We start from the raw sequence: 10,525 nt of genomic DNA on the forward strand, positions 1-10,525 counted from the left end.
TTGTCCAGCATGTGCACGAAGGTAAAGGGAGTAAAGGAGCCTCTGCCGGAAACGTCGGTAGTGCGGCCGGCGGTAATGTTCTGAAGTGAGCCGTGTTTAAAGTTAACCACCTCAATCCATTTGCCGTGAGCCTTGTCATTGGATTCGCCATCGATGCCGTCGAGCTTAATGAAAAAATCGGAAGCCATAGTAGTATCTCCTCTGAATGCATGCCCTGGGAGCATATTTCTGTGCCCGGAGGGTTTTCCGGATGATCCGGAAACCTGCCGGAAGGTTCTGTGCTTTAGCGCGCAGCTTTCCGGTACCTCTTTGAGGCCCGCCCCTGTTTCCGGGGGTGAAATCATTGGCCTTTGTAAGTGTAACGAAGATCACGAAACGCGGTTACAGATTTTCCGAAAAAATTTCTGACGGCATTTCAGAGTCAGCTCCCTGGCAGTTATTCCCGCAACCGGGGTTCAGGCATTCACGCAGGGCACCCGGGTGCTCAGGCACAGGGTGGTGGTCAGTCCCTCCAGCTGATAGTGGGGGTGCAGATAGAACCGGACGTCATAGTAGCCGATGCGATCATCCCGCTCTTCGATGACCACCCGGGCCTCTGCCAGCGGATACCGGGCCTTCACCTCCTCGTCGGCATTGGGATCGGAGGTTACATATTCGCTGCTCCAGTCGGAAAGCCACTTGGTCATATCCTCCCGGGACTTAAAGGACCCCAGCTTGTCCCTGACGATGCATTTTATGTAATGAGCAAAGCGGGATACGGCAAATATGTAGGGCAGACGGGCGGAGAGCTGGGCATTGGCAGTAGCGGAGGGATTGTCATAAACGCGGGGCTTGTTTACTGTCTGGCCGCCGGGAAATACCGCATAGCTGCTGTTCTTGCAGAAGCACAGCGTCAGGAAGCCGTTACTGGAGATGTCCTCTTCCCGGTGCTCCGGGATGGCAATTTCCACAGGAAGCTGCATATTTGTCCGGTATTCCCCGGTATCATTGGCAAGAACCGGAAGATTGTCCACGATGCCGCCGGATCTGACGCCGCGAATCCGGGCACACCAGCCATAGCGATCAAAGGCTCTGGCAATATTGATCCCCATGGCATACGAGGCGTTAATCCAGACATGAATATTCTGATCCCCGGTTTCGGTATCCTCGTCAAAGGCGATCTGCCGTACATGATTTGTATCCGGTCCGTAGGGAACCCGGGCCAGAATCCGGGGCAGGGTTAGTGCTACGTAGCGGCTGTCCTCGGAATCCCGGAACGACCGCCACAGGGCATACTGCGGGGTGAGGAAGATACCGGCAATGTCCCGGGGATTGGCCAGCTGTCTCCAGGATTCCAGATTCATAATGGAGGGATCGGCGCCGCTGATAAAGGGACTGTGGGTTGCGGCGGCGATCTGGGCGATGCCCCGCAGAAGCTCCATGTCCGGAGCCAGGTGGTTGAAATAATAGTCCCCGATAATCACTCCCAGGGGTTCGCCGCCGGCCGTGCCGTATTCATCCTCATAAAGCTTCCGGAAGATAGGGCTCTGATCCCAGGAACTGCCCCGGAACTTTTTAAGAGTGCGGAACAGCTGATTTTTGGAGATGTTGAATACCCGGATTTTTATGTTTTCAGCGGGAGGGGTGTTTTTTACCAGATAATGAAGGCCTCTCCAGGCGCTTTCGATTTCGACAAATTCGGGATGGTGAATTATGGCGTTAAGCTCAGCGTTAATTCTGCGGTCTGTTTCGGCCAGCACTGCTTCCGCTGCGTATACGGGGTGTTCCAGAAGGGAGGAAGGAAGCTCCCCGGCCATGTCCGCCAGAAGAAGAACGGCCTCCTGCAGATCCGCGGGAAGTCCCTGAAACCACGCGGCGGGATCTTCCGGGGAACTCATGTCATTAAAACCTGCTGATGTCGGATTCACGGTGTCTCCTCTGTGATAAAAGAGTTCTGATATCCGGGATTTATAATATCACGCTGTTCAGGCGATTTTCCGAAAATCAGAAAAAAGCCCGGAATATTGCGGTTACCGGGCCTCATAGTCAGTTAAAGCCTGACACGCTGCCGGATCCGGCGGTTAGCGGGAACCTGCCGGTGGCCGGGGCAGTGTTCAGGAAAGCTCCTTTTCGGTAAATTCAAAAACGAATTCCCCGTCTTTGGCGTCGCAGGTAATGGCGGCAAGCTCCTTTCCTTCCATGGTGTATTCAAGGAATCTGGCACTGATGTCCGGAAGAAGATCGTTGCTGATGATGGCGTCGATGAGACGGGCTCCGGAGGCGATATTGTCGCAGCGCCGGATAATCTCATCCCGGAGCCCCTGGGTGCAGGAGAATTCCGCCCGGTATTTGCTGCGGACTCTCTTTTCCACCTTGCGGAGCTTAAGGTCAATAATTCTGTTAATGACCTGGGATCCCAGAGGATAGTAGGGCACTACGGATATTCTGCCCAGAAGTGCTGCCGGGAACACTTTCATGAGATCCGGTCTTATGGCATCAGCCAGGGTTTCCGGAGACGGGAGGCTATTTTCATCAGCACAGAGATCCATGATCTTTTCATCGCCCACATTGGTGGTGAGAATAATCACGCAGTTTCTGAAGTTGATAAGCCGTCCGGAGCCGTCCTCCATCTGTCCCTTGTCGAACACCTGGAAGAAAATCTCATGGACATCGCGGTGCGCCTTTTCAATTTCGTCCAGGAGCACTACGCTGTAGGGCCGGCGTCTGACCGCTTCGGTCAGTACGCCGCCTTCGCCGTAGCCCACGTATCCCGGAGGGGCTCCCTTGAGAGTGGAAACGGTATGCGCCTCCTGGAATTCGCTCATGTTGATGGTGATGAGGTTGCTTTCAGTGCCGTAAAGCTGCTCGGCCAGAGCCAGGGCCGTTTCGGTTTTGCCGACACCGGAGGGACCTGCCAGCATAATTACCGCTATCGGCTTGTCCGGATCCGACAGGGCGGCCCGGGAGGTCAGGATTCTCTTGGCAATAAGGGAAACCCCCTGATCCTGGCCGATTACCCGCTCCTGCATGTGCTTGCCCAGGTTGAGCACGGAGCTGATTTCATTTTTAACCATGCGTCCCAGAGGAATTCCGGTCCATTCTGAAATCACGGCACTGACGGCCTGTTCGTCCACCTCGGGAAGCACCATCGGACTGTCCCCCTGAAGCTCGTTGAGTTCGTCACGGGTTTTCTGAAGCAGTTCCCGATCCTCCTGAGAGGGGGCGGCGGCATTGTCACCGGCGCTCATCCGGCTACGGAGCTCCAGATATTTTCCGGAGAGCTCCCTTATGCTGCTGTAGCGTTCATTAAGCTTTGCGAGCTCGGCTTCGGCGTTTTCGATAGCTTTCTTAACGGAGGCGATTTCCTCGGTTCTGGTAAAGCCCTCCTGCTCCTCTCTGGAAAGAATGCCGCTTTCCAGCCGCAGGGCTTCAAGCTTTCTCGAGAGGAACTCAATTTCCGCCGGCAGGGTGCTCTGGCTCAGGGCTACCTTGGCGCAGGCCGTGTCCAGGACACTGACGCCCTTGTCGGGAAGCTGCCTGGTCGGAATGTAGCGCCGGGACAGGGTTACCGTGGCCTTCACCGCCTCGTCAAGAATGCGTACCTTGTGATATTTTTCCAGGAAGCCGGTCATGGCCCGTAGCATCCGGAAGGCCTTTTCGTCGTCGGGCTCCTGTACCAGGATATTTTCAAAACGTCTGGTCAGTGCCGGATCCTTTTCAAAATACTTCACATATTCCCGGTAGGTGGTGGCAGCTATGCAGCGGAGCTCGCCGCGGGCCAGAGCCGGCTTTATCAGATTGGCGGCGTCGTTCTGACCGGCAGTGCCGCCGGCACCGATCAGGGTGTGGGCTTCGTCAATAAAGAGAATAATGGGCACATCTGAGGATTTGACTTCTTCGATTACCTGTTTCAGACGGTTTTCAAATTCGCCCTTCATGGAGGCTCCGGCCTGCAGAAGTCCGAGATCCAGGGAGCGGAGAACGGTTCCCTTGAGACAGTCGGGCACATCCCCGTTGGCAAGTCTTACCGCAAAGCCCTCCACCACCGCAGTTTTGCCGACACCGGCCTCTCCGGTGAGTATCGGGTTGTTCTGCCGGCGGCGCAGGAGCACGTCCAGCATCTTGCGGATTTCCTCGTCACGGCCCACAATTCCGTCAATTTTTCCTTCCCGGGCCAGAGCGGTAAGGTCGGTGGTGTAAAGATCCAGCGCCTCTCCCTTCCGGAGCGCTGCGTCGTTCATGAGACCGGAAACCTGGCCGGTGCCGGTTTCCCCGGAGGCTGCCGCCGGAACAGTTTCTGCAGAGTTTCCGGTAATCTCGGCAAACTTCTCCTGGAGCAGATCGCCGTTAATCTTGATAAGCTCGGAGCTGATTTCGTGCAGCCGGCGGCTGAGATCCGGATTGAGCTTGATGGCCAGAAGCAGATGTCCGGTACGGATAAGCGGACTCTGATAAACAATGGAGGCGGCCATCCATGCTTCCTGGATGGCTGTTTCCAGAAGCGGAGAAAAGCCTGAAATGGCGCTGGCTCCCCGGGGGAGGAGATCCAGGGCCTTTACAAAATCTCCGGAAAGACGGGCTTCGTCAATCCCGAAATACCTGATAATTTCATGGAAATCGCAGGGATCCCCCAGGAGAATCTGATTCAGACAGTGAATAATGTCCACGTAGGGGTTGCCTCTGGTTTTGCAGAGAGCGGTGGCGCTTTCCAGAGAGCGGTAGGCGGTGCCGGAAAGCTTGGCAAACAGCTGTTTCTTCTTTAGCTTTATCATATTTAGGAAATCTCCTGATTATTGCTCCGGGGATTGCCGGAAGATCCGTCATTACGCCAGAGACAGTCCCTGAGAGGCTTAAAGCGACCCGGGACAGAATAAAAAAAGACAGATTGTGCCTGAATCTGTCTTTTGCATGCGCCAGAGACGGCGTTTAGGCATTCTCTACCTGGTTGAAGGAGGCTTCAACAGCGCCGTCCTTGGTATTGTCAGGCTTGATGGCGGTGTACTTCCAGGTGATCTTGCCGGCTACAATGTCCACGGTTTCGGTGGGGGCGGAGGCATTCTCCTCCAGCGGCAGCACCACCTCTCCCGGAGTTCCGGGGATTACGGTATTAACCGCGGCTCTGACAATCTTGCAGTTTTCCATGGTTACCTCGTAGACGGGAACCTGGGCACCGGCAATGGCGCGGCAGACATTGAAGGTTACCTTGGCGATTTTCTGGCCGTTCATGCAGAACTGCTGAATCTTCGGAGTGGCCTTGTCCAGCATGTGCACGAAGGTAAAGGGAGTAAAGGAGCCTCTGCCGGAAACGTCGGTAGTGCGGCCGGCGGTAATGTTCTGAAGTGAGCCGTGCTTGAAGTTAACCACCTCAATCCACTTGTTATGAGCCTTGTCAGCGGATTCGCCGTCAATGCCGTCAAGCTTGATGAAAAAATCGGAAGCCATAATTGCAATTCTCCTGTTCAAATGAATATTCTGAGAGACCCTAGAATCTGCTCAGGCGGTTCCGCTTCTGCGAAACCGCTTTTCTGTCCGCAGCTTAATGGGGGCGCGGACTGAAAACTCTCCAGGCCCTCCGGTGAGGAGGGCCGTTTCTAATGACCGTTACTTGCCTGCACTGGGAATCTTGGTAGTGAGTCTCAGAGAGGTGGTCAGTCCCTCCAGCTGATAGTGCGGACGCAGATAGAACTTGGCATTGTAGTAGCCGGGATTGCCTTCCACGTCTTCTACCACTACCTTGGCCTCTGCCAGCGGATACTTGGCCTTGACCTCCTCGGAGGCGTTGGGATCCGAGGTAACGTAATTGGAGATCCAGTTGGAAAGCCACTGTTCCATATCGCTGCGCTCCTTGAAGGAACCAATCTTGTCTCTCACAATGCACTTAAGATAGTGGGCAAAGCGGGAGGTGGCAAAAATGTACGGCAGTCTGGCCGACAGATTGGCATTGGCCGTGGCGTCAGGGTTGTCATATTCCTGGGGCTTGTTAACGGTCTGGCCGCCCAGGAATACCGCATAGTCGGTGTTTTTCCAGTAGCAGAGCGGCAGGAAGCCGTTCTTGGACAGCTCGGCCTCGCGCCGGTCAGTGATGGCGATCTCGGTAGGGCATTTCATAATGGTGCCGCCGTCATCGGTAGGGAAGGTGTGAGTCGGCAGAGACTCCACAACGCCGCCGGATTCCACGCCGCGGATATGGGCACACCAGCCGTAGTCAGTGAAGGAGCGGTTGATGTTGACACCCATGGCATAGGCGGCATTCATCCAGTTATAGTTGCGGGAATCGCCCAGATTGGTGTCTTCGGTGTAGTTGAAGCCCTCGATCGGGTTGGTGTCCGGACCATAGGGAGCTCTGGAGAGCACCCGCGGCAGAGTGAGCACTACATAGCGGCTGTCATCGGATTCTCTGAAGGATCTCCATGCGGCGTATTCCGGAGTGGAGAAGAGCTTGCTGATATCCCGGGGCTTGGAGAGATCCTGCCAGCTGTCAAGGTTCATAATGGAAGGATCTGCTGCGCTTATGAAAGGGGCATGAGCAGCGGCGGCCACCTGGGAGATGCCTCTGAGAAGCTCTACATCCGAGCCGGTCTGGTTGAAATAATAATCGCCCACCAGCGCTCCGAAGGGTTCGCCGCCGGCGGTGCCGTATTCGTCCTCGTAGATTTTCTTGAAGAGCGGACTCTGATCCCAGGAGGTGCCCTTGAACTTCTTGAAGGTCTTCAGGAGATCCTTCTTGCTGATGTTCATGACGCGGATCTTCATGGACTCGTTGCTGTTGGTGTTGTTAACCAGATAGGATACGCCTCTCCAGGCACTTTCCAGATTGGTGAAATCCTTGTTGTGAATGATTTCGTTAACCTGGGTGCTCAGCTTCTTGTCCAGCTCGGCAATGATCCCTTCAATGGTCTTGATGGCATCATCGCTGACGATGTTCGCATTTTCCAGAGCCTGACCCACCAGGGTCTGCACGGCACTCTGCACGGCAGACTTGGCCTCATCGGACTTCGGCTTGAATTCCTGTTCCAGAAGCCGGTCGAAATCGGAAACTTCAAAGCCGGCGGCTTCCTGTCCCTGGACTGCGGTTTGTTCGAGTTCGCTCATCTTAAATTACTCCTTGTCTTCAGTCTGTGCAGCAGCGGCTTCAGTCTTTTTCGGGTTGGCTTCCTTGGAAAGAGCCTTCAGCAGGGCGGGATCCTTGAGAATCTTGGCAATAAGCTCTTCGGCGCCGGTTTTGCCATCCATATAGCTCAGCAGGTTGGACAGCTGCTTGCGGGCCTCCAGAAGCTGCTTAAGTCCGTCAACCTTTTCGGCAACCTTGTCCGGAGAGAAGTCATCCATGCTCTCGAAGGTGATGTCCACGGCCAGATTTCCTTCACCGGTAAGAGTGTTCGGCACGGAGAAGGCCACTCTCGGCTTGATGCTTTTCATTCTGTCGTCGAAATTTTCGGCACTGAACTCCTGAAAATTCCGGTCTGCTACGTTGGGAAGCGGCTCGGAGGGCTTTCCGGAAAGATCCGACATCACACCCATAACAAAGGGCAGATTAACCTTTTTTTCGGAGCCGTACAGTTCGACATCGTATTCAACCTGAACTCGCGGGGCACGGTTTTTGCCCACAAATTTCTGAGAATTGGTACTTGCCATGGGGATTTATCTCCTTAAGTGTCTGTTTAAAACTATTTAACAGCTTTTGCAGCATCCGTATTTATGACGTCCGCGCTGCCGGGCGGTTACAGATGCCTGAAAAATCAGTATTCAGAGTCAGATTCCTTAACGCCCAGCTGCTCCCGGGCCTTTTCCAGCGAATTCCGGTCAATTTCCGTAAGAATTTCCATGAAGTTCATTTCCGACATTCTGATGGCTCTCTCGAGGAGGTAGGGAAGCGGACTGGAGGGTTCGGTGTTTCTAAAGTACTCGGCGCTCTTTCTTATCATGAGAAGGGCGTCCTGACGGTTAGTGATAATAAGGGAGGCCAGATCCCTGAATTCATTCTGCGTTCTGGGGGCGGGCTGTGCTGCGGCTGCTCCCGCGCCGGAGGCCGCTATACTGCCAGTAGCTGCGGCATCGCTCACATCGCCCTCGGCCGGCAGGAGAGAACCCAGGAATTTGCTCAGGTTCCCGATTTCCTTTTCCAGCGTTTCAAAATTCACAGACGCGATCATTCCGATCTTTTCATTGATAGTGTCTTTGATTTTTGTCAGAAGCTCCCGCACCTCTGCAAGAAGTCCGTACTGCTTCTCAATTATACTGCGGGGCAGACTCTGGAATTCCGCGCTGAGCTGTGCAGGATCGGGTTTCTGGGTGTCCTCGCCGGCCTGAATTACCCCCTGTGCCAGAAGCACGTCCCGGAGAGAATAGGGAAGCTCTTCCACAATCCGGCGTTTCCGGAACCGGCCGACAAAGTCTATGGGGTCGTTGTAGCTGCCGGGCTTGGGGGACAGAATGCTGAGAATGTTCAGGCGCTCGGTCGGATCGTTGTCATCGTCCGGATCAAGAAGGGGATAGCAGCGATCCCAGAGCTCCGAACACAGATAGTCGATCATCTGAAGCCCCTGGAGCATTCCCTCAAGACCGTTCAGACAGAAGGCGCTCAGGGTATGATAGACGGCGACCCGGAGATCTCTGGTCTTAGACCACAGGGAAATGGTGTTTTTAATGAGAGACCGGTAGTCGGGATCCTTTCCTTCGCTGACTGAATCTCCCATTTCCGAGGGCGGGACACTGAGGGCCAGCTCCTCCATCTGGAGATAAAGTGAATCGTATTCGAGATTCTCTCCGACATCTCCGTCAGGAAGCAGGGTCAGAAGGGAGTCAGTATTCGGCAATTCCATAGTCAGTCAGAATCCGCTAATTTGATTTGTACTGGTGCCTCCGGAGCACAGAAAGTACCATGCGGCATAATCTCCCTGATTTTACATGAAAGCATTTAAGGGATAGTGATCCGGTGTTCATTTTTATTTTACATAAAAGCATTTCAGGGATAGTGATCCGATGTTCATTTTTCAAAAAGGACTCAGTGCCGGTATCTGAAATATTAAGATTTTTCGGCATTTGTCACAGTTGACACGGTTTTTAGGGTGATTTTTGAGCGCCGGAGCCCTGAAAATATCCGCTCCGGCTCTCCTGCTCCGCAGAAAATCCCCTGGTGGCGGGAATGCGGTTATTTTTCGGGACCTTTTTCTCGGTCTCTCCTGCAGGTTCCGGTTCTTCAGGGCCTTCTGACTGTGCTGGACGGCCATGGAAGGTTCCGGTTCTGTCCTCCTGAAGGTCTAAGTGCTTTCCACTTTTGTCTCGTCCGGAGGGAAGGCAAAAGGCCCGCTGCCGTTTTCTTATGGAGGAAAGGGGGCTTTTGGAGGCTTTCGCAGAGATAAGCGCGGGCCAGTCAGGATTTACCGGGGGACTCTAAAAAACTGTCTGTTTATTCTCCTCTGGAGATGCCTGGCGGTTTCAGCGTCAAAAATCTGCTGGCGGGACGGTCTGAAATCCGGCAGATCTGCGGCAATTTACCGGGCAATGGGAATCATAGCTCCTTTCCGGCCACGAAAATTCAGCGGAGACCAAAATTATTTAGCCGTAAAAGCAGTTATGGCATGATTTTTTCATAAAGCCCCACGGGAGACGGATTTCTCAGAAGTTTCTAAAATGGCTTTATACGTAAACACCAACATTTCATCACTGAATGCCACCCGGCATCTTGCCAGTGCTGCCGGTTCTCTGGATACGGCCTTTAAGCGGCTGGCATCCGGACTCCGCATTAACAGCGCCAGGGACGATGCCGCCGGACTTCAGATATCAGACCGCCTGACCGCGCAGATCAACGGTCTTGAGCAGGGCAACCGCAATGCTCAGGACGGCATCTCCCTGTGTCAGACAGCCGAGGGGGCTCTGGATGAAATGACAAATATGTACCAGCGTATCAGGACACTGGCTTTGCAGTCAGCCAACGGTACCAACTCTGCCGCAGACCGTCAGGCGATTCAGAGGGAGGTAGAGCAGCTGTATGAGGAAATTAACAGAATCGGCAATGACACAACCTTTGGCGGCATTCATATTCTTGACGGGTCCCTCACTGCTCCGACTGATTTTCAGGTAGGTGCCAATGCCCGGGAGACGGTAAGCGCTGATCTCACGGCGGGGCTCAGACCTCATGATATTTTTGAGACGCTCTATAGCAACCAAAAAGTCGTCTAATATAAACTCAAGTAAATAACAGAAATCGACTTTTTAGAAAAATAACGGAAAAACTTGAAAAAACTGACTGATTTTTAGAAAAAAATCAGTCTTTTTTATTGCTTTTTAATTGTGTGTATATTATAATACAATATACACACAATTAAAGGAGAGAGTTATGCCATCAATTCCTTCAGGAGAAATTAAAACTGTTATAGTTCATGTCCGTCAGAAGAACGGAGATATCTACGTTCTGGAAAGAAAAATCAAATATGATCCGGAGAAAAAGTACAACAAAATACTAAGTGCAAAACTACTCTCTAAAATTCCCAAGGGCTCTGAAATTCCTGTGCCAACACGTGCAAAAAGAAAGAAATCAGATGCA

Annotated in this window: 8 protein-coding genes and 1 pseudogene; 2 read left to right on the top strand and 7 right to left on the bottom strand. The window is 53.3% G+C overall.

Annotated features, from left to right (window positions below; translation table 11 throughout):
* The 7 genes from F557_RS20565 to tssA all read right to left on the bottom strand — a co-directional run.
* Positions 1–188, bottom strand: a 188-nt coding sequence (locus F557_RS20565) for a type VI secretion system tube protein Hcp (protein ID WP_044143789.1), incomplete at its 3' end; no start/stop codon positions are given.
* Between the two features lie 267 nt (positions 189–455).
* Positions 456–1,907 carry a type VI secretion system contractile sheath large subunit gene (tssC, locus tag F557_RS20570; protein WP_245539425.1) on the bottom strand — a complete coding sequence of 484 codons (1,452 nt, stop codon included), beginning with the start codon at positions 1,905–1,907 and terminating at the stop codon, positions 456–458.
* Between the two features lie 186 nt (positions 1,908–2,093).
* Positions 2,094–4,751, bottom strand: a complete 2,658-nt coding sequence (gene tssH / locus F557_RS0116515) for a type VI secretion system ATPase TssH (RefSeq protein WP_019003316.1) — start codon at positions 4,749–4,751, stop codon at positions 2,094–2,096.
* A 154-nt stretch (positions 4,752–4,905) separates the two neighbouring features.
* The gene (locus F557_RS0116520) at positions 4,906–5,421 is read right to left on the bottom strand and encodes an Hcp family type VI secretion system effector (protein ID WP_019003317.1); all 516 of its coding nucleotides are present in this window, start codon (positions 5,419–5,421) and stop codon (positions 4,906–4,908) included.
* A gap of 159 nt (positions 5,422–5,580) precedes the next feature.
* The gene (gene tssC / locus F557_RS0116525) at positions 5,581–7,071 is read right to left on the bottom strand and encodes a type VI secretion system contractile sheath large subunit (protein ID WP_019003318.1); all 1,491 of its coding nucleotides are present in this window, start codon (positions 7,069–7,071) and stop codon (positions 5,581–5,583) included.
* A gap of 6 nt (positions 7,072–7,077) precedes the next feature.
* Complete coding sequence (gene tssB / locus F557_RS0116530) at positions 7,078–7,614, bottom strand: type VI secretion system contractile sheath small subunit (protein ID WP_019003319.1); 537 nt, start codon at positions 7,612–7,614, stop codon at positions 7,078–7,080.
* A gap of 104 nt (positions 7,615–7,718) precedes the next feature.
* Complete coding sequence (gene tssA, locus F557_RS0116535) at positions 7,719–8,801, bottom strand: type VI secretion system protein TssA (RefSeq protein WP_019003320.1); 1,083 nt, start codon at positions 8,799–8,801, stop codon at positions 7,719–7,721.
* A gap of 811 nt (positions 8,802–9,612) precedes the next feature.
* Here tssA and F557_RS20575 point away from each other — a divergent pair.
* Entirely contained in the window at positions 9,613–10,161 is a 549-nt protein-coding gene (locus F557_RS20575; protein ID WP_019003323.1) for a flagellin N-terminal helical domain-containing protein, read from the top strand.
* 157 nt (positions 10,162–10,318) lie between these two features.
* Positions 10,319–10,525, top strand: a pseudogene (locus F557_RS0116555) (IS1634 family transposase); the annotation flags it as partial.

Origin of the sequence: Succinimonas amylolytica DSM 2873 (genome assembly GCF_000378405.1) — a bacterium.
Taxonomy (GTDB): Bacteria; Pseudomonadota; Gammaproteobacteria; order Enterobacterales; family Succinivibrionaceae; genus Succinimonas; species Succinimonas amylolytica.